Source organism: Ruminococcus sp. FC2018 (assembly GCF_000621805.1).
Classification (GTDB): Bacteria; Bacillota; Clostridia; order Oscillospirales; family Ruminococcaceae; genus Hominimerdicola.
The window spans coordinates 135,270-161,683 of the sequence record NZ_JHXH01000002.1 but is presented as its reverse complement, the minus strand read 5'-3'; the positions used below and the strand labels follow the sequence as shown (position 1 = coordinate 161,683).

18 protein-coding genes are annotated in these 26,414 nt (G+C 50.3%); 14 read left to right on the top strand and 4 right to left on the bottom strand.

The annotated features are described in order from the left end of the window. The first annotated feature begins 215 nt into the window (after window positions 1-215). The 8 genes from queD (at window position 216) to T494_RS13260 (ending at window position 6,222) form a co-directional block, all read left to right on the top strand. Window positions 216-635 (top strand): 6-carboxytetrahydropterin synthase QueD, encoded by a 420-nt coding sequence (gene queD, locus T494_RS0102055; RefSeq protein WP_028504866.1) that lies wholly within the window; start codon window positions 216-218, stop codon window positions 633-635. Window positions 636-637: 2 nt separating this feature from the next. Beyond that, the gene (gene queE / locus T494_RS0102050; protein WP_028504865.1) at window positions 638-1,297 is read left to right on the top strand and encodes a putative 7-carboxy-7-deazaguanine synthase QueE; all 660 of its coding nucleotides are present in this window, start codon (window positions 638-640) and stop codon (window positions 1,295-1,297) included. Window positions 1,298-1,301: 4 nt separating this feature from the next. Next, on the top strand, window positions 1,302-1,859 hold the full coding sequence (gene folE, locus T494_RS0102045) for a GTP cyclohydrolase I FolE (RefSeq protein WP_028504864.1): 558 nt from the start codon (window positions 1,302-1,304) through the stop codon (window positions 1,857-1,859). Between the two features lie 21 nt (window positions 1,860-1,880). Further along, window positions 1,881-2,327: a hypothetical protein gene (locus tag T494_RS0102040; protein WP_028504863.1), complete on the top strand. Its 447-nt coding sequence runs from the start codon at window positions 1,881-1,883 to the stop codon at window positions 2,325-2,327. A gap of 4 nt (window positions 2,328-2,331) precedes the next feature. Then, window positions 2,332-3,012 (top strand): 7-cyano-7-deazaguanine synthase QueC, encoded by a 681-nt coding sequence (gene queC / locus T494_RS0102035; RefSeq protein ID WP_028504862.1) that lies wholly within the window; start codon window positions 2,332-2,334, stop codon window positions 3,010-3,012. 18 nt (window positions 3,013-3,030) lie between these two features. Next, the gene (gene queF, locus T494_RS0102030) at window positions 3,031-3,522 is read left to right on the top strand and encodes a preQ(1) synthase (RefSeq protein WP_028504861.1); all 492 of its coding nucleotides are present in this window, start codon (window positions 3,031-3,033) and stop codon (window positions 3,520-3,522) included. 124 nt (window positions 3,523-3,646) lie between these two features. After that, on the top strand, window positions 3,647-4,912 hold the full coding sequence (locus T494_RS0102025) for a GH25 family lysozyme (protein ID WP_028504860.1): 1,266 nt from the start codon (window positions 3,647-3,649) through the stop codon (window positions 4,910-4,912). Window positions 4,913-5,250: 338 nt separating this feature from the next. Continuing rightward, complete coding sequence (locus tag T494_RS13260) at window positions 5,251-6,222, top strand: D-alanyl-D-alanine carboxypeptidase (RefSeq protein WP_028504859.1); 972 nt, start codon at window positions 5,251-5,253, stop codon at window positions 6,220-6,222. A 451-nt stretch (window positions 6,223-6,673) separates the two neighbouring features. On the opposite strand, the gene T494_RS0102015 is transcribed toward T494_RS13260, so the two are convergent. After that, entirely contained in the window at window positions 6,674-7,342 is a 669-nt protein-coding gene (locus T494_RS0102015) for a hypothetical protein (RefSeq protein ID WP_028504858.1), read from the bottom strand. Between the two features lie 129 nt (window positions 7,343-7,471). After that, entirely contained in the window at window positions 7,472-10,099 is a 2,628-nt protein-coding gene (gene ppdK, locus T494_RS0102010) for a pyruvate, phosphate dikinase (protein ID WP_028504857.1), read from the bottom strand. Window positions 10,100-10,405: 306 nt separating this feature from the next. On the opposite strand from ppdK, the gene T494_RS11975 reads away from it, so the two are divergent. The 3 genes from T494_RS11975 to mfd all read left to right on the top strand — a co-directional run bounded on the left by T494_RS11975 (window position 10,406) and on the right by mfd (window position 15,767). Beyond that, the gene (locus tag T494_RS11975) at window positions 10,406-11,419 is read left to right on the top strand and encodes a sugar phosphate nucleotidyltransferase (RefSeq protein WP_081777190.1); all 1,014 of its coding nucleotides are present in this window, start codon (window positions 10,406-10,408) and stop codon (window positions 11,417-11,419) included. Window positions 11,420-11,614: 195 nt separating this feature from the next. Continuing rightward, a complete protein-coding gene (gene pth / locus T494_RS0102000) occupies window positions 11,615-12,232 on the top strand; it encodes an aminoacyl-tRNA hydrolase (protein ID WP_028504856.1) in 618 nt (205 codons plus the stop codon). Window positions 12,233-12,311: 79 nt separating this feature from the next. After that, window positions 12,312-15,767, top strand: coding sequence for a transcription-repair coupling factor (gene mfd / locus T494_RS0101995; protein ID WP_028504855.1), 3,456 nt, complete (start codon window positions 12,312-12,314; stop codon window positions 15,765-15,767). A gap of 422 nt (window positions 15,768-16,189) precedes the next feature. Here mfd and T494_RS0101990 read toward each other — a convergent pair whose 3' ends face one another. After that, the gene (locus tag T494_RS0101990) at window positions 16,190-21,991 is read right to left on the bottom strand and encodes a DUF4011 domain-containing protein (RefSeq protein ID WP_028504854.1); all 5,802 of its coding nucleotides are present in this window, start codon (window positions 21,989-21,991) and stop codon (window positions 16,190-16,192) included. A 171-nt stretch (window positions 21,992-22,162) separates the two neighbouring features. Between T494_RS0101990 and T494_RS0101985 the strand changes: the two genes are divergently transcribed. From T494_RS0101985 to T494_RS0101975, 3 genes are all read left to right on the top strand, one after another. Continuing rightward, window positions 22,163-22,879, top strand: coding sequence for an AzlC family ABC transporter permease (locus T494_RS0101985; protein WP_028504853.1), 717 nt, complete (start codon window positions 22,163-22,165; stop codon window positions 22,877-22,879). Next, window positions 22,876-23,196 carry an AzlD domain-containing protein gene (locus tag T494_RS0101980; protein WP_028504852.1) on the top strand — a complete coding sequence of 107 codons (321 nt, stop codon included), beginning with the start codon at window positions 22,876-22,878 and terminating at the stop codon, window positions 23,194-23,196. Before T494_RS0101985 ends, T494_RS0101980 begins: the two co-directional genes overlap by 4 nt. 117 nt (window positions 23,197-23,313) lie before the next feature. Beyond that, window positions 23,314-23,874 carry a manganese efflux pump MntP family protein gene (locus T494_RS0101975; RefSeq protein ID WP_028504851.1) on the top strand — a complete coding sequence of 187 codons (561 nt, stop codon included), beginning with the start codon at window positions 23,314-23,316 and terminating at the stop codon, window positions 23,872-23,874. A gap of 66 nt (window positions 23,875-23,940) precedes the next feature. Here the strand turns inward: T494_RS0101975 and T494_RS11970 are convergent, their stop codons facing one another. Beyond that, the gene (locus tag T494_RS11970) at window positions 23,941-26,352 is read right to left on the bottom strand and encodes a cation-translocating P-type ATPase (protein ID WP_051539893.1); all 2,412 of its coding nucleotides are present in this window, start codon (window positions 26,350-26,352) and stop codon (window positions 23,941-23,943) included. Window positions 26,353-26,414: the final 62 nt, after the last annotated feature.

Below are 26,414 nucleotides of genomic sequence, written 5' to 3'. Positions count from 1 at the left end.
CCGGGCTGTGGGCGAGGGATTTTGCGGACCGCCGCTGCGGCGGCTTGACTTTTGGGGATATTTGTGTTATAATATTACCCGGTACACCGTTTAAGGCAGCCCGACAGTTCGTTTGCACCATCCTGTCGTTAAACAAAACTAGGGCAGACTATGGGATAACTATGTGCTCCCGTCTGCTTTTTTACAGACGGGACTTTTTATTTCTGGAGTGAAAAATGTATACTTTAAAAACTTCCGCATCATTTGACAGCGCACATTTTCTTGCGGGCTACAACGGCAAATGCGCAAATATCCACGGGCACCGCTGGGTCATGGAGGTGCACGCCTGCTCCGATTCGCTTCAAAGTGAGGGTCAGCAGCGTGGTATGGTCATGGACTTTTCTGACCTGAAAAGAATTGTGAATGCCCTTGCAGATGAGCTTGACCACTGCCTTTTGTACGAAAATGGCTCTTTGAAAAAAAACACCGAGGAGGCTTTGCTGGATGAGGGGTTCCGCCTTTTGCCGCTGGATTTCCGACCAACGGCGGAAAACTTTGCAAAAGCTATCTATGACCGTCTTTCCGGTGAGGGTCTTGCGGTATCAAAGGTAGTTGTATACGAAACACCGGACAACTGCGCAAGCTATGAGGTGTGACAATGGAGCGGTTTAAAGTTGCGGAGCATTTCGTAAGTATCAACGGCGAGGGACGCAAAGCAGGCGAGCTTGCCTTGTTTATCCGCTTTGCAGGGTGCAACCTTAATTGCAGCTGGTGCGATACAAAGTGGGCAAACCGGCCCGATGTCCCCTTTACCCCCATGGATATCTCACAGCTCTGCCGTATCGCACAGCAAAGCGACGTTAAAAACATTACCCTTACAGGGGGCGAACCCCTTTTACAGGAGAATGTCACCGACCTTATACAGGCTCTTGCCCACCTGGGGCACAGCGTGGAGATAGAGACCAACGGCAGCGTTCCCCTGCCCCGGGGGCTTGACTGTGACGTTTCCTTCACCATGGACTATAAGCTTCCCTCCAGCGGTATGCAAAGCAGAATGTGCCTTGATAATTTTGCAAGGCTCACCGAAAACGATACGGTGAAATTCGTCTGTGCAGGACAAGATGACATCGAGCGTGCGGCGCAGGTCATAAAACAGTACGCTCTTACAGACATATGCAAGGTCTATCTAAGCCCTGTTTTCGGCATGATAGACCCCAAGGATATAGTTGAGTATATGGTAAATAACGGTCTTAACGGAGTCCGCCTGCAGCTTCAGCTGCACAAATTCATCTGGGACCCCGACGAGAGAGGAGTTTAAAGAAATGATAGATAAAAAAGCCATTGAGGAGCACGTAAAAGGCATACTTGTTGCCCTTGGCGAGGACCCCGAGCGTGAAGGACTTAAAGAAACACCCCAGCGTGTGGCAAGAATGTACGAGGAGGTCTTTCAGGGTATCGCATACTCAAACAGCGATATAGCAAAAATGTTCGGCAAGACCTTTGAAGCGCCTGCCAACGCAGGTCCTGTTATCGTGAGAGATATCGAGGTGTTCTCCTACTGCGAGCACCACATGGCACTTATGTACGATATGTCCGTAAGCGTGGCGTATATCCCCAAGGACAGAGTTATCGGTCTGAGCAAAATCGCCCGTATCTGTGATATGGCTGCCAAGCGTCTGCAGCTCCAGGAAAGACTTGGCTCGGATATCGCCGAGATAATGTCTGAAGCAACAGGCTCCCCCGACGTGGGAGTTGTTATTGCCGGCACCCATAGCTGCCTTACCGCAAGAGGCATCAAAAACACATCTGCCAAAACAGAAACAAAAACATATCTGGGCAGATTCAAAACAGAACAGAGCCTTAAAGACCTGCTGAAATAACACTTTTATGGGTGAGACAATATGAAACAGCCAACAAAAAGAGAACCCGGACAGCTCAAGCGCAAGGATTTTTTGAAGTTCATCATCGTGTTTTCTATCCTGACAGTCGCACTGCCGCTGGTAACATTTATAATGCCGAGGATGGAAAACCTGAGCGCACGCCATAACGGCACGCCGCAGGAATGCACAGCTGTCGCTATGGGCACTAAATCCAGCGGCAAATCATTCATAAACTACACAACATTCGTTACAGAGGACGGCAAAAAAGTTGAGGTCCGTTCATCTTACGAGGACTATGTTGGCAGAAAAACCACCCTTCTCGTTTACAAAAATGAAGCCTGCCGCCAGAACTATGAAGTGCCGAAGCTGACCACAATTTTTATCGTATGGAGCATATTTATGGTGCTCGGCTGGGGCGGGCTTATTTATACTCTGGTCAGAAAAAAGATCAAGATCGTAAAGGAGTAAAGCTATGAAAGCACTTGTTTTATTTTCAGGCGGACTGGACAGCAGCACCTGCCTTGCTATGGCAATAGAAAAGTACGGCAGGGAAAATGTCCTTGCCCTGAGCATATCCTACGGTCAGAAGCACCAAAAGGAAATAAACTCTGCCAAAGCCGTGGCGGAGCATTACGGTGTGCAGCTTATTACTCTGGACCTTGCACGCATATTTGAAGGCTCCGACTGTGCACTCCTTGAAGGCTCACAGCAGGATATCCCAAAGGGAGAGTATGCCGGACAGCTTGAAAGCACCGACGGCAAGCCCGTTTCCACATATGTTCCCTTCCGTAACGGACTGTTTTTGTCCTGCGCCGCAAGCGTAGCACTTTCAAGAGGCTGTGATGTTATCTATTACGGTGCCCACTCCGACGACGCAGCAGGCAGCGCATATCCCGATTGCAGCAGCGATTTCAATTCGCATATAAGCAAAGCCATATCCATCGGCAGCGGCGAACAGCTGAGAGTGGAGGCTCCCTTTGTGGAGCTTACCAAAGCAGATGTTGTGGCACAGGGTCTGCGGCTTGGTGTGCCATATGAGCTCACCTGGAGCTGCTACGAAGGGGGCGAAAAGCCCTGCGGCTGCTGCGGCACCTGTATCGACAGAGCAAAAGCCTTTGCCGCAAACGGGGTGAGCGACCCTGCACTTTCCTGATCTTATCGGAGGTTTAAAATGAGCAGAGATAAAGAAAATGAGAGTCTCACCCTTTTAGGTGAGCGCAATACAAAATATCCGGGCAGCTACGACCCCTCGGTGCTGGAGACCTTTGAAAACAAGCACCCCGACCGTGACTACTTTGTAAAATTCAACTGTCCCGAGTTTACCAGCCTTTGCCCCATTACCGGACAGCCCGACTTTGCCACCATTTATATTTCCTATGTCCCCCGTGTGAAAATGGTGGAGAGCAAATCGCTGAAGCTCTATCTTTTCAGCTTCCGCAATCACGGTGATTTCCATGAGGACTGCGTGAACATAATAATGAACGACCTGATAAAGCTTATGGAGCCGTCATATATTGAAGTGTGGGGCAAATTCCTGCCCAGAGGCGGCATCTCCATTGACCCCTACTGCAATTACGGCAGACCGGGAACAAAGTGGGAACAGGTAGCATGGGAGCGGCTCTCTCACCATGACCTGTATCCCGAAAAGGTGGATAACAGATAGTTTCCTGTGTCCCATTCAGAAGCATGGCTGCGGTCATGCTTTTTGTTTTCCATTAAATACACTTTACAACTTGTTGAGAACGTGTTATACTTTTTTTCAGATAATAAAGGCAGGTGTATGCACAATGAAATGCAGAGTTTTTTTCACAGCCATTGCTGCGGCTATGGCACTTTCAGGCTGCGGAAATGAAATTACCCATGACAGCTCTCAGACTGTCAGCGAATCGGACAGCGAAACTGTCACCACTTCTCAGACCACCGCCACGTCTGCAGCTGCCCCCACTACCTGGGAGCCTTCCCTGCCGTATACGGCTGCAAGCCGTACAACTGCCGCAAAAACCACCACAACTACCACCACCAAGGCAAGCGAAACTGCGGCAAAAACCACCACAGCAACTACCGCTGCCACAACAACAGCCCCCAAGCCAAAGCCCGCTTCCACAGCCGCCACAGCAGCTTCTGCGCCTGCACCGTCAGGAAATGACAAGACAAAGCCTGTGATTTTTTACGGAGCATACAGCATCACCCACCTTGTCGGCAATCCCTTTGACCTTAACAGCTATGTGAGCTACGGTGACGATACCGACAGAAACCCAAAGCTTACATATTCGGGATATGTCAACCCCAATGCAGTGGGCACCTACAACATCACCGCCAGAGTCTCCGACGCCTCGGGCAACTATACCTCCTGGGGCATAACCGTCAATGTGGTCAGCAGCTATCCCTCCTACCCCTCATATCCGGCTTCCCCACGGATATCCTTTGCCGACTTTATGAAGAAATATGCCGGCAGCAGCCGACGCTACGGCATTGATGTTTCACAGTGGCAGGGCAATATCGACTTCAAAGCCGTGAAAAATGCAGGCTGCAGCTTTGTATTCATCCGTGTCGGCACCAAGTACGGCAGCTATACCCTTGACCCCTATTTCAAGACCAATCTGAAAAACGCCAAAGCCGCAGGACTTGAGGTGGGCGTTTACCTTTACACCACAGACCATACCCAGGCTGCCGCCCGTGACAGCGCAAGGTGGATAATAAACCAGCTGGGCGGCACAAAGCTTGAGCTCCCTGTGGCATTTGACTGGGAAGAGCTTTCCAACTTCCAGCGTTTCGGTGCAAGCCTTAACGACATAAATAACGCATACTCCGCATTCAAATCTGAGCTTGCAAAGTCGGGATACTCCGCAATGATATACGGCAATCCCATGACGCTCAACAATATGTGGAGCGCATCAAATAAAAGCACCAGTCCCGTATGGCTTGCCCACTACGTGGAAAGCACCGGCTACTCAGGCAGCTACGGTATCTGGCAGCAGTGCTACGGCAGGATACCGGGCATAAGCGGCGACACCGATTTCAATATCATGTATACCAATAAAAGATATAAGTAAACACAAAATCACCGCCGTCGGCAAAAGGTTGACAAAATGCCGACTTGGGGATATAATTAATGTGTCCTCAATAACCGCTGTCAAGCGGTTATTGCCCCGAACTGCGTTCGGGGAGCGCAAATTCTTTACATAATAGGGAATTTGCGCTCCACATTTCTTGATGTCAAGCTCGTTTTTGCCCTAAAGGGCAAATCAGAGTGCAAGAAAAATCATTAATCCTATATTTTTTCTTGCACTCTTACAACATAAATTGGCTATAATAAGTTGTATACAGCCAATTTTATGTTGCCAGAGCAGACATTAATTATCAGGTAACTATCTTGAAATGAGGAATACCAATGAGATATATGCTCCTGAAGCTGGCTGCACTGTGCTGCTGTGCGGTGGTTCTTTTAACGTCCTGCGCAAAGGGCGATTCTTCCGACTCTCAGCAAAACAGCTCCCGGACAGATCCGGCATCAAGCACAGCGGAAGAAAGCTCACAGCCGCAAAAGACACCCCCTGTTGTTTTCAATACCATACAAGGTGACACCGAACCATACAGCACCGTAAGCGCAGTTTACTGCGTGGAGAGTAAGACCTATAACTTCGGTAAAAACCTGGAATCACGGATCTCTATCGCCAGCACCACAAAGCTGCTGACAGCGTCCGTTGCCCTTAAATATATGAAGCCCGACGCCATTCTCACAGCAGGCAGCGAGCTGGGACTTATAAACCCCCAGTCCACCACCTGTTACGTTTACTACGGCTGCGAGATGTCCCTTTCGGATCTCCTCGGCGGACTGCTTATCCCCTCGGGAAACGATGCGGCATACGTTATCGCCGTCAACGTAGCAAGAGCACAGCAGCCCGGCAAGCAGCTTTCCGATAAGGAAGCGGTGGATCACTTCTGTAAACTGATGAACGACTTTGCACAGGAGCTTGGCATGACCGACAGCCACTTTGTCAACCCCGACGGCTGGGACGACCCTCAGCACTACTCCACAGCAGCGGATATGGTAAAGCTTGCGGAGTATGCCCTCACCGTTCCGGAAATATGCGAAACAATGAAGACAGCGTATAAGACCGTGAGCTTTTCGGCAGGCGGTTACGCCACATGGACAAACAATAACTATTTCGTTATTCCCGGCAGCAACTATTACTCCCCTGATGCGCTGGGAATGAAAACCGGCACCACCGAAAATGCCGGATATTGCCTTATAACCGCATTCAAGCGCAACTCAAAAACCTACATCTGCCTTGCAATGGGCTGTAATACGGATTATGACAGATTTGATCTGACACAAAAGCTGCTTGAAAGCTATACATAGTAACCCCCCGAGCGTTTGCACAATGCAGACGCTCTTTTTGCAAGCTTCCCCACAGCGATCCCGGGCATAAAAAAGAGCACCCGCCTTTGGCAATATCATTAAGCTAAGGAATCAACCAAATGCAGTCATTGGCAAACAAAAACAGCCAATGACTGCATTATTTTAAAGTAGGCATATCAAAGAAAGCCGTCGAAGTAGTAATCGACTGCCCAAAATGACTTGACAAAATCGCAATTTTGTCAAGCCATTGCAGCTAAAGTTTACAGTTATTTAATACTCACGGTGCAAAAAAAGAGTCCACATCTTTTTGATGTGAACTCTTCGTTAGCTTAATGATATTGCCGCCTTTGGATGCTCTTATTTTTTTCATACGCTCACCCGTTGACAAAATGATCCGGAAGCAACCTGCCCTGCTTGCAGATAAATGCGGGAGCAAGCCTCGTATCATACATCAGATATATCTGATGTGCGGCGCCACCTGTGCAACCATGCCCAGCACCTGTTGCACATCACAGTGATGTACGCTGTATCTGTATTTCTTTCTTTGCTCGTCCTCGAAGATCATAAGGTCGAACTGATTGTCTCCGTTTATACCCCTTGATTCCAGATACCTGTCCCCCATACGGTTTGCCGCCAGCGAAGCCGCCGTGGCAAAGGGATCCCCCACCGCTATCCTGTGAACTCTCACAAATACATCCACATGAACAGTCCGCAGATCCTTGAACTCCATATAGTTTGTAAGCTCCGTTCCCGACACAATGAACCGGTCGGTCATAAGTGTGGCAAAGGGCGCATTTCCCCCGAAGGGCTCCGCATAATACCATGGGTTTGCCAGCCCCTCGTTTATCTTCATTGAAAGAAACGCAGCATTCCCGTAACGCTTGAATACCGGGTGACTTTTCTTTCGAGCTGCCTTTATGATGAAAAATATGAGCAAGAGCACGCAAAGCCCTGCTGTGCCGAGAAAAACCAAAGACAGTATATGCTTCCAGCCCAGCTGAGTCCCGCAGAATACCCCGCAGCCCCCAAGTATCACACCGCTCAGAACGGTGGCAACAATAGGTCCCACAGAGTTTCCCGACATCTGACTGTAAAATGTTTTTTCGCTTATCATCTGCACAAAAGATCCCCCCTATCGACCTTATAAATAAGATAGCATATCCACCGTAGTTTGTCAACAAAAAACCTCCGCCGGTCGTTCTGACCCAGCGGAGGCTTATTATTATTCAAGCAGCAAAACTATGCTCAATTACTTGCCCTCTGCGATAGCAGCCTGAGCCGCAGCCAGTCTTGCGATAGGCACACGGAATGGTGAGCAGGAAACATAGTCCAGACCGATCTTGTGGCAGAACTCAACAGAGGAAGGATCTCCGCCGTGCTCGCCGCAGATTCCGCAGTGAAGCTTTGGATTAACAGGCTTACCAAGGTCAAGAGCCATCTTCATGAGCTTGCCTACGCCGTCCTGATCCAGCTTAGCGAATGGATCGCTCTCAAAGATCTTCTTGTCGTAGTATGCTCCCAGGAACTTGCCTGCGTCGTCTCTTGAGAAGCCGAATGTCATCTGTGTCAGGTCGTTTGTACCGAAGCAGAAGAAGTCAGCGTTTGCAGCGATCTCATCAGCTGTAAGAGCAGCTCTTGGGATCTCGATCATTGTACCAACCTCGTACTTCAGATCGGAACCGGCCTGTGCGATAACAGCGTCAGCAGTCTCAACAACAACCTTCTTAACGAACTTGAGCTCCTTAACGTCGCCAACCAGCGGGATCATGATCTCAGGAACAACTTTCCAGTCTGCATGAGCCTTCTGAACGTTGATAGCAGCCTTGATAACAGCCTTTGTCTGCATAGCAGCGATCTCAGGATAAGTTACTGCAAGACGGCATCCACGGTGACCCATCATCGGGTTGAACTCGTGCAGAGAAGCGATAAGAGCCTTGATGTCCTCAACGGACTTGCCCTGTGCATCTGCAAGAGCCTTGATGTCAGCCTCTTCGGTAGGTACGAACTCATGAAGCGGAGGATCCAGGAATCTGATAGTAACAGGATTTCCTTCAAGAGCCTCGTAAAGTGCCTCAAAGTCAGCCTGCTGCATTGGCTCGATCTTAGCAAGAGCAGCCTCTCTCTCCTCAACTGTGTCAGCACAGATCATCTCTCTGAATGCTGCGATTCTGTCAGCCTCAAAGAACATATGCTCTGTACGGCAAAGACCGATACCCTCAGCGCCCAGCTCTCTTGCCTTCTTAGCGTCAGCAGGAGTATCAGCGTTGGTTCTTACCTTGAGCTTTCTGTACTTGTCAGCCCAAGCCATGATCTTGCCGAACTCACCTGCGATAGTAGCGTCAACTGTCGGGATAACGCCGTCGTAGATGTTACCTGTTGTACCGTCGATGGAGATGTAGTCGCCCTCAACGAAAGTCTTTCCGCCCAGCTCGAACTTCTTGTTCTCCTCGTCCATCTTGATGTCGCCGCAGCCGGAAACGCAGCACTCGCCCATTCCTCTTGCAACAACGGCAGCGTGGGATGTCATACCGCCACGAACTGTCAGAATACCCTGAGCAGCCTTCATACCTGTGATATCCTCAGGTGAAGTCTCAAGTCTTACAAGGATGACCTTCTCGCCCTTTTCAGCCCATGCAACAGCGTCGTCAGCAGTAAATACGATCTTACCGCAAGCAGCTCCCGGAGAAGCGCCCAGACCCTTGCCCATAGGAGTAGCAGCCTTGAGAGCCTTAGCGTCGAACTGTGGGTGGAGAAGAGTGTCAAGGTTTCTCGGATCGATCATTGCAACAGCCTCAGCCTCGGTCTTGTGTCCCTCAGCAACCAGGTCACAAGCGATCTTCAGAGCAGCCTGTGCAGTTCTCTTACCGTTTCTGCACTGCAGCATATACAGCTTGCCGTCCTCAACGGTGAACTCCATATCCTGCATATCATGATATCTGTTTTCAAGGGTCTCGCAAACCTTTACGAAGTCCTCATAAGCCTGTGGGAACTTCTGAGCCATCTCCTCGATAGGCATAGGAGTACGAACACCTGCAACAACATCCTCGCCCTGTGCGTTTGTGAGGAACTCACCCATGAGCTTGTTCTCACCTGTAGCAGGGTCACGGGTAAATGCAACACCTGTGCCGCAGTTGTCACCCATGTTACCGAATGCCATTGACTGAACGTTAACAGCAGTACCCCAGCTGAATGGGATATCGTTGTCTCTTCTGTATACGTTTGCTCTTGGGTTGTCCCAGCTGCGGAATACAGCCTTGATAGCGCCCATGAGCTGTTCCTTAGGATCGCTTGGGAAATCTGTTCCGATCTTAGCCTTGTATTCAGCCTTGAACTGACCAGCGAGCTCCTTGAGGTCGTCAGCAGTAAGCTCAACGTCCTGCTTAACTCCTCTTGCATCCTTCATCTTGTCGATAAGCTGCTCAAAATACTTCTTACCAACTTCCATAACAACGTCGGAATACATCTGGATAAATCTTCTGTAGCAGTCCCAAGCCCATCTTGGATTGCCGGACTTAGCAGCGATAGTCTCCACAACGTCCTCGTTCAGACCAAGGTTGAGGATAGTATCCATCATACCCGGCATAGAAGCTCTTGCTCCGGAACGAACGGAAACGAGAAGAGGATTTTCCTTGTCACCGAATTTCTTGCCGGTGATCTCCTCCATTTTAACGATGTACTCTCTGATCTCAGCCTGGATCTCCTCACTGATACCGCCGTCCTCATAATACTGAGTACAAGCCTCGGTTGTGATGGTGAATCCCTGAGGAACAGGAAGACCGATGTTTGTCATTTCAGCAAGGTTTGCACCCTTACCGCCGAGAAGTTCTCTCATGCTGGCATTACCCTCTGAGAAAAGGTAACAATACTTTTTAGCCATTGATTATACCTCCGTTTATTTTGAATTCCCGTAAAGGCGGCAATAGCTCCGCCAAAAGCGAACCTTACGGACGCTAATACTACGGTTGCCCTTATATTATAACAGATATTAAATGAAATTACCATAGTTTTCACAGAATTTTAAACTATAATTTTTGCACAATGTTTCCATGTTATTTATGTATACTTTCCACATATATCCTTTGTTAATTGGACTTGCGCCCTCCGCCGGTTATTGACTTAGCGAGCGATTAGCTATATAATGTTAGCTGTACAATAAGTGAAATAATAACAGGGAGGTCATAAAATGGCAGATAATGTTATAATTCTTGCAGGCGGACAGGGCAAGCGAATGAAAAGCGAAAAGCCCAAGGTGCTCTGCAGCGTTCTGGGAGAGCCTATGCTGGAGTGGGTGATAAGTGCCTGTGAGGATTCGGGCATAACCGACATATGCGTGGTAAAGGGTTATCAGGGACAGTACATAGACGAATATCTCTCCACCCGGCAGGGAAAAGCGGATATCACCACCGTGGAGCAGAAAGAGCGTCTTGGCACAGGTCACGCCGTAATGCAGGCGGCGGAGTATCTTAAAGCAAGGAACGGGGGCAACACCCTTATCCTCTGCGGAGATGCGCCCTTTATCGACAAACAGACCATAACCGCTGCGCTTGAGCTTCATAAGGCAAATTGCTGCGGCGTTACCGTTGTCACCTCGGAAATAGACGACCCCTTCGGCTACGGCAGGGTCATCCGTACAGACAGCGGCATTTCCGGCATTGTGGAGCATAAGGACTGTACCCCGCAGCAGCTTGAGATAAACGAGATAAATTCCGGCTGCTACTGGTTTGAAACACAGGCACTTCTTGACGTTCTGGGGGACATCAAGCCAAACAACGCACAAGGGGAGTATTACCTCACCGACTGCGTAGGGCTTATAATCGCCAAAGGCAAGCGTGCAGATGCCTATACCTCCCTTAACCCCAGCGTTTCCCTGGGTGCAAACGACCGTAAGGGGCTGCTGGAGCTTAACGATATCGCAAGAAAAGCCATTATCGCAAAGTGGCTGGACATGGGCATCGAGTTTACCTGCACCGACGGGGTTAGCATCGGCAGAAACGTTACCATCGACATAGGCACCACCATTTGCCAGAACGTTACCCTCAGCGGAAACACCTCCATAGGCAAGGACTGCTATATCGGACAGGGCAGCGTTATCGACGGTGCAAACATCGGCGAGGGCAGCATTATCCTGTCCTCACACGTCTACGCAGCGAGCATACCTCCCCACACCTCGGTGGGACCTTTTGAGTTCAGAAAGTAATCCACACGATCTTATAGCCGGCGGCGAGAACGTCGATGCCCTGCGCACAGACGGCGAGGGCATTGCGCACCCCTGCGTCGGCTGCTTTTTGTTGACAAAGCCACGCTTTTGTGATATATTGTTATCAATAAAAAAACACCCCGTTTTGGCATAAAAACGGGGTTATTGGCGTTATTTCCGTAAAGGAGAAAAATTATGGATATTTTTGAAAAGCTCAAAGCCCTTTCTGCAAAAAGACCCCAGGGCAAACCCGAGTACATTATCGCAGGTCTGGGCAACCCGGGAGTAGAATACGAAAAAACAAGGCACAATACCGGCTTTATGGCGGTAGATGCCCTGTCACAGCGCTTCGGTGTCAGCGTCAACACCCACAAGTTCAACGCTCTTGTCGGCGACACGGTGATATCGGACAAACGCTGCCTTGTGATGAAGCCCCTGACATACATGAATAAAAGCGGTGAGGCTATCGCCGACGCTATGGATTTTTACAATATCCCCCCCGAGAATATCATCGTTATCTTTGACGATATTTCCCTGGACGTGGGCAAAATGCGCCTGCGGAGAAAAGGCTCCTCCGGCGGACACAACGGCATAAAAAGCATTATCCACAACTGCGGCTCACAGGACTTCCCCAGAATAAAGATAGGCGTGGGAAGCAAGCCCCACCCGGACTATGACCTGGCAGACTGGGTGCTTTCCAGGTATACCGACGAGGAGATCAAGCAGCTGCAGGAGGTGTTTGACCACACCGCAAGAGCTGTGGAGCTTATACTCCGTGGCAATATGAATGAAGCGATGAACGATTTTAACTAAGCCCCGCCCGGGCAAGCCGCTGCGGACAGACACTGCAGGTCTGCATCTTAAAGCATAAACAAAAAGGACACATTACCCTATGAACATTTTTTACGACATATGCTCCCGCCTGAGCGCATATCAGGACATAAAAAAATGCCTCCTGGGAGGTTATACCCCTTGCTGCGTAACAGGCGTTTCACATATCCACAAAGCCCAGCTTTCAATGGCGGTGAGCACACTTTCTCCATGCCTTGTCATATGCGAGGACGAAGCTGCCTGCACACGTATGGCAGAGGACATAAACTCCATGGCACAGCAGTCTGTCGCCTGTGTCTACCCTGCAAAGGATATGAACTTTGCCTACATGGAGGGCATTTCAAGAGAATACGAGCACAAGCGACTTGAAGCTCTGTCGCTGCTTTTGCAGGGCAAATGCAAGGTGCTTTGCGCAAGCATGGAAGCCTGCCTTCAGGGGACTATCCCGCCAAAAGTGCTGGCGGACGATTCCTTTGAACTGAAAACAGGGGGAGAGATACAGCTTGAGGAGCTGGTAAAAAAGCTTCTGACAGGAGGCTATACCCGAACCGACCAGATAGAAGGTCATGCCCAGTTTTCTGTCCGTGGTTCAATCGTTGACATCTTCCCCGTCCAGGAATCACGCCCTGTGCGTCTGGAGCTTTGGGGCGACGAGATAGACACCCTTTCCTATTTCGATACCGCCACCCAGCGGCGCACCGACGCCATTGACAGCATCACCGTCTTCCCTGCCCTTGAAATTATATTTGAAAACAGCCAAGTGCTTTTGCAAAAGCTTGAAGAGCTTTCAAAAAGCGCAAGGGGCAAAAAGCTGGAAGCCATAAGAAAGCATATAAGCCGTGATATCCAGACCGTTGAGGCAGGCATAACTCTTACAAACCTTGACAAATACTACACTCTGGCATATGAAAAGACCGCCACCGTTTTTGACTACTTTGAAAGCGGTGCGGTCATTGTGTGCGAATATGCAAACTGCGTGGAAAAAGGCAAGGCATCTCTTGCCCGTCTTAACGAGGATATAAAGCTGCTTTATGAGGACGGTATCCTCTTCAAAAAGCTGGAGGGCTTTGTAACGGACATACCCTCTGCCCAGAGCAGTATCCTGTCATCGAAATGTATTTTCCTTGACACCTTTATGCGCTCAAACAATGATATAAAATACAAGAAGCTGATAAATACCGACTGCCGCCAGAACTCCCCCTGGGGCGGCAATATCGTACACCTGGAGCAGGAGCTTTCTTCCCTTTGCCAAGGCGGATACTGTACCGTTGTGCTTGCAGGCTCGGAAAAGACCGTCCCCATAATCGTAAAGGACCTGGTGGACGCAGGTATCAGTGCAGAAAAGCTTACCGATGACAGTAAGATAATACCCGGAAAGGTCTATGTTCGCACAGGCAGTCTTTCCGGCGGATTTGAGTACCCCCAGGCAGGCTGCGCCGCAATAACCCAGATGAAGACCATGGTGGCAAAGCGCAGGCGCAAGGCAAAGAAAGCCGGCGAGGAGATAAAGAGCCTTTCGGACGTTAAAAACGGCGACATTGTGGTACACTCAATGTACGGGATCGGCAGATTTGAGGGAATAAAAAACATTGAAACAAACGGTGTTACAAAGGACTATATAACCATAAAATACGCAGGCACAGATGTACTTTATGTGCCCGTTACCCAGCTTGACCTTGTGTCAAGATATATCGGTCCAAGAGACGACGAAAACATAAAGCTCAACAAGCTCAATTCCACCGAATGGGCAAAGACAAGAAGCAAGGCAAAGGCTGCGGTCAAGGATATGGCGCAGCAGCTTACACAGCTTTACGCTCAGCGGCAGGCTGCAAAAGGCTTTGCCTTTTCTGCGGATAACGAGTGGCAGGCGGAATTTGAAGAACGTTTCGATTACGACGAGACCGAGGACCAGCTTCGCTCGGCAGAGGAGATAAAATCGGATATGCAAAAGCCCCACCCCATGGACAGACTTCTTTGCGGCGATGTGGGCTTTGGCAAAACGGAGGTGGCTTTGCGTGCCGCTTTCAAAGCAATGCTTGACGGCAAGCAGGTAGCTGTGCTGGTGCCCACGACGGTACTTGCATGGCAGCATTATCAGACTGCGGTAAAGCGTTTTGAACACTTCCCTATCAAAGTCGAGCTGCTTTCACGCTTTCGCAAGCCAAAGGAGCAAAAGGCGGTGATAAGAGAGCTTGGAAGGGGCACGGTGGATCTTATTATCGGCACTCACAGACTTGTGCAGAAGGACGTTGTGTTCAAGGATCTGGGACTTGCGATAATCGACGAGGAGCAGCGTTTCGGCGTTGCCGCAAAGGAAAAATTCAAAGAGCTTTTCCACGGCGTGGATATGCTCACCCTTTCAGCCACACCTATACCAAGAACCCTTAACATGGCTCTTAGCGGGATAAGGGATATGTCGGTGATAAACGAGGCACCTATGGACAGATACCCTGTACAGACCTATGTTATGGAGTACGATCTCGGAGTTGTCGCCCAGGCAATAAGCAAGGAGCTTCGCAGAGGCGGACAGGTATATTATATCCACAACAGGATAAACTCCATTGAAATGACTGTGGCAAAGCTTCAGGAGCTTTTGCCCGATGCAAGGATAGCCATTGCTCACGGACGGATAGACGAGGACGAGCTTTCGGAGATCTGGCGGCAGCTGGTGGACAGAGAGATAGATGTGCTTGTGTGCACAACATTGATAGAGACAGGTGTGGACGTTCCCAACGTTAACACACTTATCATCGAGGACGCAGACAGGATGGGGCTTTCACAGCTTTACCAGCTCAGAGGTCGTGTAGGTCGTTCAAACCGCAGGGCGTTTGCCTATTTCACCTTCAGGCGGGGCAAGGTGCTTTCGGAGGTGGCTTCAAAGCGGCTTGATGCCATAAGGGAATTTACTCAGTTCGGCTCGGGCTTTCACATTGCAATGCGTGACCTGGAGATAAGAGGCGCAGGCTCTATTCTCAGCGGAAAACAACACGGTCACATGGAGGCGGTGGGATATGATATGTATATCCGCCTGCTCAACGAGGCTATTGCAGAGCAAAAAGGAGAAGCTCCTCCTGCATCACCGGAGGACTGCCCGGTGGATATTTCCATAGACGCATTTATTCCCGACAGCTACATCGAAAACCCCTCCCAGAGGATAGACGCTTACCGCAAGATCGCTTCCATTACCAGCAAGGAGGACTCACAGGATGTTCTGGACGAGCTTATCGACCGTTACGGTGAGCCGCCTAAGGCGGTGATGGGACTTGTGAACGTTGCTCTTACACGAAACAGGGCAGCAAGGATGCACATAAAAGAAATAACACAGTGTGGGGCAAAGATGCTGTTTTTCATTGACCAGCCGGAGGTATGCCACATTCAGGCACTTTCAAAAAAATACAAAAACCGCATCAGGTTTGTGGACACGGGCAAAAAGCACTTTGCTGTTACTCTTGACAAAAAGCAGCTGCCTGCCCAGCTTATGCTGGAGGTCATAGACCTTATGGCAGCGGCGCAGTAGCTTTCCCTCAAGGCACAGATCATCCTCTCCGGGCGGACAGACCCTTCACGATCTGCCCGCAGAAAAGACCGCAGTATGCGGTGACACCTTCCATTTCAGGAAGGTGTTATTTTTTATGTCTAAGGAGATGCCCTTAGAATTAAAACCTTACTTGCCGCACCGGTCAAGCCTTGCGGCAGGCAGGAAAGGATCCTTTCACTAATAGGCGAAAAGGTGGGATATGTTGCATTGAAACGTGCAACAATTACAGAAAAATACGTTAATTATTTGTTTTATCATTTGTTTGCACAGATACGGCAGGGTGAAACTGTAAGGTTTGACGGGAAAGATTCGGTAAAAAATAAACAAGTACCCGAAGAAAACAAATTTCCACGGGTACTTTTTTCGGTGTTTTTTGTCAGATAACGGGCATTGCCCTGCCGTTAAGCATTTGCAAAGAGCCTGCCGTTTTCAATTCGCATTTTTCCGCTTTCAACGGCATATTCTATGGCTTTGGTCATTTGCGCATCAATATTGTCGGCGGTACGGGCAAAGCCGAAAAGTGTGGTACACTCCTTTACAAGGTCCTCGTGTGTCATGCTCACCTGGTCGTTAAGGATAAGCAGCATGGCGTTGGTAAGCTCCTGGGGACTTACGTCAGGGAAGCTGCGCTTGCCCTTTCCTCCTTTAGGGATACGGCACAGATCATAGCTGTCAGGATCCTGGTCGGCACGCCAGTAGTAGGTATCAAATGTTCCGTCGTCGTTCTTTCTGCTGGTGACCTTGACACCGCATTTATTCACATAGCCGAAAAACGCCTTCTGCACCTCGGGCTTGGGTGTGGCTATACCCCATGCGGCAAGGACTATTTTCATGGTATGCCTGCTGCTGACAGGTGCCATGGCGTTTATGACCTGTGAGATCTGCTGCACCGCTTTTTCCTCGGAACCGGGCTTTACGAACTCGGATGGCTTGCCTTCTTTTTTAAGGGCGATCTCCTCAAACGCCGGGCATTTATCGCTGACGCTTACGCTTTCTTCCTTTTCAAATTCAAGGGCTTTCGCCTTTTGCGGCTCAGGCTGCTCCGGGGTCGGTTCACGGTACAAGGCAAGGTCGGTCTCTATCTGTGCTTTCAGCTTTTCAAGCACCTTATCCTTATTGTCGTACCAGTCAAGAATATTCACATTGTACATTCTCCAGCCAAGTCCTTTCAGCACGGAAGGCTGCAGCACGCTGCGGTCACGGGCGGTGGTCTTTTCAAGGTTTGAATCCCCCATACAGCTTATGCCCATAAAGTATTCCTCTTCATTGTCGGGACTTATAACGCCAATGTCTATCTTATACTCCGAGCAGCCGATATTGGTCTTTGTTTTATAGCCCATTTTCTCTATCTCGTCGGCAACAAGCTTTACAAATCCGTTTTCGCAGGCAGACTGCTGTCCAAGGCGAACAGGCAGGGCGGACTGTCCACGTGCGGCAAATTCTATAAAGCCTTTAAGTCCCTCCACACCCTCGGAGCGGGTCCTTGAAAGGTCGATCTGTTCGGGGCGGATAACAGAATATACTATCATCTGCTTTCTTGCTCTTGAAATGGCAACGTTAAGTCTGCGCCAACCGCCGTCACGGTTTACCGGACCAAAGTTCATGGAGACCTTTCCGTCCTTATCGGGACCGTAGCCCACAGAGAACAAAATAACATCACGCTCATCGCCCTGGACATTTTCAAGGTTCTTTATCAGGATCGGCTCGTACATGGAGTCGGCGTATTCTTCAAGCTTGGGCTCTTCACGCAGCCTGTCGGAGAGCATATCGTCGATAAGCACCTGCTGGACCACGGAGAAGGTCACAACGCCGATGCTTTCACAGCGCAGCTTTTCGTCCTTCAGGCGGCGCACGATCTCGTCAACGATAGCCTGCGCTTCGGCTTTGTTCTGCTTTGAGGAGCCTTTATCGTAATAGCCCTCAAGGTGCACCCAGCTGACCTTTGAAACTCTGTCGTCGGGAGATGGGAATGTGAGCAGCTTATTGTCGTAATATTTCGCATTGCTGTACGCAATAAGGCTTTCATGGCGTGAGCGGTAATGCCACAGCAGATGCTTTGAGGGCATGGAAAGGGCAAGACAGTCGTCAAGCACGCTTTCAAGGTCCTCGGCTTCCTCGTTTTCTTCGTCAAAACGGTTGACATCAAAGAAGGTGGTAGGCGGCAGCTGCTTGGGGTCGCCTACGACGATCACATTGTCGCCTCTGGCAATAGCTCCCACGGCTTCGCTTGTAGGCATCTGTGAGGCTTCGTCAAACACCACAAGGTCGAACCTGGGGAACTTGGGGTCTATATACTGGGCAACGGAGATAGGCGACATGAGCATACAGGGACAGATGCGCCGCAGCAGGGTGGGTATGCTGTCAAACAGCTTGCGGATAGGCATATTCCTGCCGCCGCTCTTGATGGCTTTGAGCAGTATGGAAAGCTCGGAGCTGCCCTTTGAGGCATTGGAAGGATCGGGGATATTTGCCGACAGCTTTGCCACCAGCTCGGCAACGGTAAGCTCCTTGAACTTTTCGTCCGCCTCGGTATATTTCTTTATGGTCTCCTCAAGCTTTACTCCCTGGAAGGACGCAAGGGCAGGAGAGGTATTCATTACGCTGACGATAACGCCCTGTGCAAAGGCACATTCAAAGGCAGGAAGTATCGTATCCTCGTTTACCTCGCCGTTTTCATAGGCGTTGTCAAGGTCGTCAAGTCCCAGCTCCAGCAGGGCATTGCGTGCCCGGGTGAGCATGGTTCGGTCACGCAGACTTCCCAGGTCATTTTGCATATCGTTAAGAGTATCTTTAAGGTCGGGGATATAGTCGGTGCTTTGGTCAAGATAGGAAAGGTCAAGGGTGAAATCACCGCTGAGAGAGGAGATGCTCTGTTTCATTTTAGCGATAGCCTGTGCCCCGTTGTCAAGCTTCTCCCGGCGGGGATCGCCTGCTGCATATCCTGCGGCAAAGGACATGAAGGCATTGTTGATGCTCATATCGCTGCGGCTAAGGTCGGCTATCTGTCCACGGAGCTTAACGGAGTTTTCAAACAGCTGTGCCATACGGGCGGTATCCGAATTCTCGCCGTTATAAAGTCCTGCAAAAGCTGCCTTTGCGCCTGCAAGGCTGTCGATGTGAGCATAGAGTTTTTTAAGGTCGCTGAGGCTGCGGACGATATCAACGTAGTTATCCTTGGTGACATAATTGCCGTCCTTGGCGTACACTCTAAGCTCCTTCACCAGCTTATTTTGTCCCATTGACTTGCCAAGCGCCCATTTCTGTGCGGCACGGTTCCATTCCAGCAGGGCGTTGTCGCTGTCAAAGGAAAGGACAGAGTCCTCAAACAGGCTTCTCATCTGCGCTCTGGCGGTCTTATAGCCGTTAAGCTCGTCGATAAGCATTTTACACTGTGCATCGGCTGCGGCGGAGGGGTCGTTGAGCACGGCGGGAAGAAACTCCCCTGAGCAGGACAGGGTCTTTGCGAACTCACCAAGGTCGGTGATGTTCCTTTTGCTGCCCTCAAGCTTCACACCTACCAGGGCGCAAAGCTCATCAAAGGCAGTCTGAGCTTCGTCCGCTCTTGCAGCGGCATATTTAAGGGCAGTTTCAAAGGCGGTGCGTATCTCCACGGAATAATCAGGGTTTTTATAATATTTAAGTCCCGAGTTTTCCAGTCCGCCTATTTCCCTTCCGCAGACAGCAAGGCTGTTTATGCTGTCACGTATCTTTTCAAGTGTCTGTGGGGAGCAGGCTGCGGCAAAGTCCCCGTCAACGGTGACTGCGCCTTTGAACTGTTTATTATTTTCGTAATTCACCACGCTCTGGTAAACGCTCATTCCGCAGGCACGGGGCATATGCAGCTGGGTGATTATCTCGTTAAGGGAATCACGGAGCTCGCCCACTCTTTTTGCCTGCGCCTGATACTCGGCGGGAGATTTTACGTGCCCCACCTCAAAGGTCTTTTCAAGCTGAGAAAGCACCTCTCGCTTGGTGGCTTTGTTGGAATGTATCTCAAGGCAGAAGGGGTCAAGCCCTATTTTTGCAAGACGCTTTTGCACCACGGAGAGAGCCGCCATTTTTTCGGCGACAAAAAGCACAGACTTGCCGTTATAGAGGGCGTTTGCGATAAGGTTGGTTATGGTCTGGGATTTACCCGTTCCCGGAGGTCCGTGCAGCACGAAGCTCTCCCCTTTTGAGGCAAGATATATGGCTGCAAGCTGGGAGGAGTCGGCACTCATGGGCACAGCCATATCTGAGGGTCTGACCTGCTCGTCAAGCTGTCGGGGAGACACATCGGTGGACATGGGCTGCCAGCCAAGCGTACCGCTTATAAGGCTGGAGACGACTTTATTCTGTCTGAGCTCCTCACTGCGGTTGCGGATATCGTTCCACATGATAAAGCGGTTAAAGGAGAACTGTCCAAGGAACGCCTGCTCTATGATATCCCAGCGTTTGAGCGACATAACGCCCTGTCTGAGGGTATTGAACACAAGCGGCAGGTCAACGCCGCTTTCGTCCCGGGGCAGCGGATCAAGTCCGCTGATGGTTATGCCAAGATCCTGGCGCAGGAACTCAAGCAGGGTTATATTCATCTGCGGCTCCTCGTCCCTTACACGAAGAACGTAGCATTTTTCCTGTATCTTCTTAACAAGGTCCACCGGCACAAGGACGATGGGGGCATAGCGAGGCTGTTCGCTTTTATCCGTTTCAAACCATTTCAAAAATCCGAGGGCAAGATAAAGTGTATTTGCGCCGTTCTCTTCAAGGCTGACTTTCGCCTGGCGGTGGAGCTTTTTCATGGCTTTTTCAAGCTCCGCTTCCTTGAGGAAAGAGCGCAGACGGCTCTTTTCAAGCTCGCTTTTTGCGATCTCTCCAAGGCGGTCGGTATCCGGGTTTTGCATCTCAAAGGTCTTTGCGTCGGCGGCTTCCAGAGACATATCCTCCGGCAGCGGCAGTATCTTCATATCGCCCCCTGCGCAGACGGTATCTTCAAGGGTGGGCAGATCGGCGGTGATAAACCGCACCACAGATGCGGTGGGACGGAAATTCAGAAGGGAGTTGCGAAGGCTAAGGTCAAGCAGCTTCCTTTCCCACATGGTCTGGCGTGTGACCTGTTCGCTTTGGTCGGACACTCTGCCGGAGATCGAAAGGTCGATATCCTTTGGTGCTGCGGTGATGTCTTTATCCTTACGCTTGCCAAAGTCGTTGGCTGCCACGCCATCTGCCATTACCGGAACAGGGCGCAGACAGTTGCCACGGCAGCGTGCGATATCCACTGCCATTTCAAACTCCTCGGGCTTATGTACAAGCGCTTCCGCTGCCGCCTTTGCTCCGTCAAAATCCACAGACTTTCCGGCGGTGAAGGCGGTACACTCAACAAGGCATATCTGGTCGATGCCTGCTGCCATGCGCTTTGAGATAAGGCTGGGATCCTCCTCGGTACAGCCGGAAAAGCTCTGGTCCTCAAGCCACACGCCTGCAAAGGCATGACCTTGTGTGAAGAGGATAAGCGAATTGAGTCCTGCGGCCTCAAGACAGGAGGCATAAAGCACCGAAAGGTCAAGGCAGGTGCCTGTTTTTGCGGTGAGCACGTCCCAGGGCAGGCGCACACGCTGTCCCTGCTTTTCAAAGCCTGCGGGAGGCATACTGTATGCGATGTTTTCCGCTTGCAGGGCGGCATAGATGGCAGCCGCCTGTTTTTTCACAACGTTGGGGTTTTTGCTCTGGTATCCGTCAAAGGAAGGGCTGCCCGTCCATTTCTGTAAAAACGACGCTGCCTTGCCCACGATCTGTGTGACCATAGGGTGGTTGGGGCAGACAAAGGCAGAGATCATCTCGGGGACATAGTTCACACCTGTCCACTGGTTCAGGGGCATAAGCTCGATGGTGCCGTTTGCCTCCGATATGGTCTGTCCGTCCTTTTCTATACTAAGGGTCACGTTTGCCGTAAGGGTCTCGGTGACGGCATAGAGAAACTCGCCGCTGACGGTGATATCCACAGGGCTTATCTCTGCCGTCCTTTCAGGCTCCAGGGCGGAGATATGCTGCTCATACGGCTTTGCAAACTCAGGCTCAAAGCTTATTTTCAGCGTTATATCGCTTATGGTCTCGGCGGTATTGTTTGTAAGACGTATGCTGCGAAGCACAGGGATATAGTTCTGCACAAAGGCATAGTTCAGCTTGGCTGACATATTGGCGGTTATGGTGATGATGTTATCCATGTGACATTTCCCTCCCGTTAGAAAGTTACTACAAAAACGTTCAGTTCAAGTATAGCACAATCGGAATGATTTTGCAAGATTTTTGCACCTGTGTATGCGGTTGACTTTTCTGCGCAGGGATAGTATAATAAGTTTTCGGGATGTTAAATCGAAAGGCTGGTTTTGGGGGAAATGAGCAATTTCAGAAAGGGACTTCATGACGGTATACCTATCGCTCTGGGCTATCTGTCGGTATCCTTTACCTTCGGCATACAGTGCATTGCCAACGGCTTGACCTGGTGGCAGGCATTTTTGATATCTTTGACAAACCTGACCTCTGCGGGTCAATTCGCAGGGCTGGGGATAATGGTCTCGGGGGCAGGGGCTTACATAGAAATGGCGAGCACACAGTTTGTAATAAACCTAAGATATGCCCTTATGGGGCTTTCGCTCTCCCAGAAGGTGGACGAGTCTGTAAGGGGCATTCACCGCTGGGGCACAGGCTTTGGCATAACCGACGAGATATTCGCTGTTGCCATGGGAAACATTCACAAGGTCTCAAGCAAATACCTGTACGGGCTTATAATACTGCCTGTGATAGGCTGGTCGGGAGGCACGTTCCTTGGTGCGGCGGCGGGTTCCGTGCTGCCGGAGGTGGTGCGCAGTGCTCTTTGCATCGCTATTTACGGAATGTTCCTGGCGATAATAATACCTCCCGCAAAAAAGAGCGGTGCGGTGCTGAAGGTCATACTCATGGCGGTGGCATTAAGCTGCTGTTTCCGCTACGTTCCGGGAATGAACAAAATATCCGGCGGATTTGCCATAATCATCTCCACTGTTGCGGCTGCGGGGCTGGGGGCATTTTTATTCCCTGTTGCGGAGAATGAGCAAGGGGAGGTGCAGGGATGAGCAACGCTGTTTTCTTCACCTATCTTGCGGTAATGGCAGGGGTGACTTATCTTATAAGAGCTGTGCCCTTTGTGCTTTGCAAGGGCAGGATAAAAAGCAAATACATAAGAGATTTTCTGTACTATGTACCAATGGCGGTGCTGGGGGCTATGACCTTCCCGGAGATAATCTATTCCACGGGCAATTTCCCCTCTGCCATTGCGGGACTTGCAGTGGGCGGTGCGCTGGCATTCTTTGAAAAAGGGCTGCTGACGGTGGCTATCTCTGCAAGCGGCGCTGCGCTGGCGGTAAATCTGTTGATGATGATATTCAAATAGGGAGATGTCTTGATGACGGGACTTGGAACGCTGATACTTGCGGTAGGTGCGGCATATCTCCCATGGGAATTCTGACAAGCCCGGTACAAAGTCTGTTAACACAAAAGGAATGAGAGTATGTTTTTGATAAACACCCTTTTTCTCGCTCTGAGCCTTTCTATGGACGCCTTTGCGGTGTCGGTGTGCAAGGGGCTGGGCATGAAAAAGATAAACTGGCGCAACGCTTTTATTATCGGCGCTTTTTTCGGCGCATTCCAGGCAATAATGCCCCTTATCGGCTGGGCTGTGGGACGGCAGTTTGCCCGTTTCATGACCTCGGTAAGCCATTGGGTGGCATTTGGTCTTTTGGTATTTATCGGTGCAAAAATGCTTATAGACGCTTTTAAAGGCTCTGAGGAGGAAATAGACCAGGGTCTTGACTACAAGGAGCTTTTCATTCTGGCAGTGGCAACCAGCATTGACGCACTTGCGGTGGGGGTGGTGTTCGCCTTTGAGAACACGCCGGTGCTCCCCTCGGTGCTTATCATCGGTACAGTCACCTTTGCTCTGTCCGTTACCGGCGTGGCGGTAGGCAACCGTGCGGGCGCAAAGTACAACAAGAAGGCGCAGGCAGCAGGCGGTGTGATACTTATTCTCCTTGGGGGAAAGATACTTCTTGAGGGGCTGGGCATTATTTAGGCTTGGGCAAATTTTTAAAAAGACATAAAAAAGGTACTGCGAAAATGCAGTACCTTTTGTGCTTTATTATGTTTTTACAGCCTTTTCACTTTGCTTTGCGTTCTTATGTGAAAGATGGAATATCATTGTTTCTCCGCCCTTTAACAGGAAGGATATAAAGCGGATAAAGGTGTCTGCCATAATGCCGAAGTTTATACACAGCAGCAAAGTCTTTGTGGAAAGGGTGGTCGTGCCGAACACCCAGCCAAGGGCTCGGAAGGACAGGGTAAGTCCCGATATGCACAGGACTATTACAGCCCACTTATATACCGAAAGCGGCTTGCTGACCTGGCGAAGGACCATTATTCCAACCACAGACATAAGGATAGTTGATGCGGTGGTTATCTCTCCTGTTGACACATTGAATATCTTTCCGAAGTACACCATCGCCAACACCATGACCACATCGGTGACGGCTCCCGGCAGGGCTTTGACGATAACGTTCCTCATAAAGTGTCCCTTTATAAGGTAATGGTCGGGCACCTGGGAAAGCAGGAACGCCGGGATACCTATGGTGAACATACTTATAAGCGTTACCTGGGACGGGGTGAGGGGGTAAACCACTCCGAAGATAAGGGTTATTACCGAAAGCAGTATGGAGAAGATATTTTTGACAAGAAACAGGCTTCCCGAACGCTCCATATTATTCACTACCTGTCTGCCCTCCATGACCACGTCGGTCATATGGGCAAAGTCGGAATCAAGCAATACCAGCTGGGCTGCCTGCACGGCGGCGTCGCTTCCCGATGCCATGGCGATAGAGCAGTCGGCATCTTTAAGAGCCAGGATATCGTTGACTCCGTCTCCTGTCATTGCCACTACTCTGCCCTGCGCCTGGAGCGCTTTGACAAACTTACGCTTCTGGTCGGGGGTAACTCTGCCAAAGACGGTGTAATTCTTCATAGCCTCGTAAATAGCCTCGTCGGTGGTAAGGGTGGAGGCATCAACATACTTTTCCGCATTTTCTATGCCTGCCTGCTTTGCCACCTCGGAAACGGTTATGGGGTTGTCTCCCGATATGACCTTGACGTTTACGCCCTCGTCGGCAAAGAACTTAAAGGTTTGCGGTGCGGTCTTACGCACAGGGTTTGTGATAAGCACCAGGGCAAGGGGCGCAGAGCTTTCCTTAAGCGCTTTTCCGTCCGGCTTTCCGTCATACTCGGCAAAGGCAAGGACACGGTAGCCCTTACGGCTGTCAATCTCTATTTTTTCACGGTATTTTTCATATTCATCACGCAGCACCCATTCGGGAGCACCAAGGACATATGCTTTCTTCTCAAAGGTCACAGAGGAATATTTGAACTCGGAGGAGAAATCGGTATGGGAGACTATTTTTGCCCCTGTGGGACTGGTAAAATACTGCTTCATGGCTGCCATTGTGATATTGTCGGCAGACTGTTCGGAAGCGAAATCGCTCAGCAGCGAAAAGACCTTTTCCTCACTTATATCACCCACGCACTCAACGCCTGTGACCTGCATGGTGTTCTCGGTTATGGTCCCTGTTTTATCCACGCAAAGCACGTCCGTGCGGGCAAGAGTCTCGATACATTTCATGTTATGTACAAGCACCTTCTGCCTTGCAAGGCGCATTGCGCTTATGGCAAGGGTAACGCTGGCGAGCAGGAAAAGTCCTTCCGGGATCATTCCGATGACAGATGCCATGGTGGAGCGCACGCTCTGGGTATAGTCCATGGACTTTGTCACATACATATGGTAGAATTGCAGGCTTCCCAATGGAAGGATTATAAAGCCGGCAATTTTTACTATCTTATTCAGCGAGCGTATCATTTCAGACTGCTCGCCCTTTTTCACCTTCTTAGCCTGGAGGGTGAGCTGTGAGATATACGATTCTGCGCCAACCTTGGTGAGCCTTGCTTTGCAGGAGCCTGACACGATAAAGCTTCCGCTCATAAGCTCGGCACCCTTTTCCTTGACGATCTCGTCCGCTTCGCCTGTAAGCAGAGCTTCGTTGGCGGAGGCTTTGCCGCTGACCACTACTGCGTCGGCAGGTATCTGGTCGCCGGCTTTGAAGATCACGATGTCGTCCGCCACAAGCTTTTCCGAGGGGATGCTTTGCTGCTGTCCGTCACGGATAACTTTTGCGGTGGGAGAATTAAGAACGGTCATTTTATCAAGCAGCCGTTTTGAGCGTATCTCCTGGACAATACCGATAAGGGTGTTGACTATGATGACCGGCAGGAAGGTAAGGTCCCTTACCGAGCCTGCGATCACAAGCAGGACCGCTATCACGGTAAAGATAAAGTTAAAATACGTAAATACGTTGCTTGCGATTATTGCTCCTATGGATTTTGACGGCGGCTTGACCGGGGTATTGGCAAGCCCCCCTTGTATCCTTTCACGGACCTGTTCGGCGGTCAGACCGATGTTTTCATCAGGCTCCAGCCTTTTTACAGCTGAAGCACCGGTATCTTTTTTCAAGGCATTTTCCCCTTTCATTCCCAAATATCATCATATTACAAAATAGATTGTACCACAAACAA

Coding starts and splice junctions, on each gene's coding strand:
- queD (WP_028504866.1), top strand. CDS start 216: ATGTATACTTTAAAAACTTCCGCATCATTTGACAGCGCACATTTTCTT.
- queE (WP_028504865.1), top strand. CDS start 638: ATGGAGCGGTTTAAAGTTGCGGAGCATTTCGTAAGTATCAACGGCGAG.
- folE (WP_028504864.1), top strand. CDS start 1,302: ATGATAGATAAAAAAGCCATTGAGGAGCACGTAAAAGGCATACTTGTT.
- T494_RS0102040 (WP_028504863.1), top strand. CDS start 1,881: ATGAAACAGCCAACAAAAAGAGAACCCGGACAGCTCAAGCGCAAGGAT.
- queC (WP_028504862.1), top strand. CDS start 2,332: ATGAAAGCACTTGTTTTATTTTCAGGCGGACTGGACAGCAGCACCTGC.
- queF (WP_028504861.1), top strand. CDS start 3,031: ATGAGCAGAGATAAAGAAAATGAGAGTCTCACCCTTTTAGGTGAGCGC.
- T494_RS0102025 (WP_028504860.1), top strand. CDS start 3,647: ATGAAATGCAGAGTTTTTTTCACAGCCATTGCTGCGGCTATGGCACTT.
- T494_RS13260 (WP_028504859.1), top strand. CDS start 5,251: ATGAGATATATGCTCCTGAAGCTGGCTGCACTGTGCTGCTGTGCGGTG.
- ppdK (WP_028504857.1), bottom strand. CDS start 10,099: ATGGCTAAAAAGTATTGTTACCTTTTCTCAGAGGGTAATGCCAGCATG.
- T494_RS11975 (WP_081777190.1), top strand. CDS start 10,406: ATGGCAGATAATGTTATAATTCTTGCAGGCGGACAGGGCAAGCGAATG.
- pth (WP_028504856.1), top strand. CDS start 11,615: ATGGATATTTTTGAAAAGCTCAAAGCCCTTTCTGCAAAAAGACCCCAG.
- mfd (WP_028504855.1), top strand. CDS start 12,312: ATGAACATTTTTTACGACATATGCTCCCGCCTGAGCGCATATCAGGAC.
- T494_RS0101990 (WP_028504854.1), bottom strand. CDS start 21,991: ATGGATAACATCATCACCATAACCGCCAATATGTCAGCCAAGCTGAAC.
- T494_RS0101985 (WP_028504853.1), top strand. CDS start 22,163: ATGAGCAATTTCAGAAAGGGACTTCATGACGGTATACCTATCGCTCTG.
- T494_RS0101980 (WP_028504852.1), top strand. CDS start 22,876: ATGAGCAACGCTGTTTTCTTCACCTATCTTGCGGTAATGGCAGGGGTG.
- T494_RS0101975 (WP_028504851.1), top strand. CDS start 23,314: ATGTTTTTGATAAACACCCTTTTTCTCGCTCTGAGCCTTTCTATGGAC.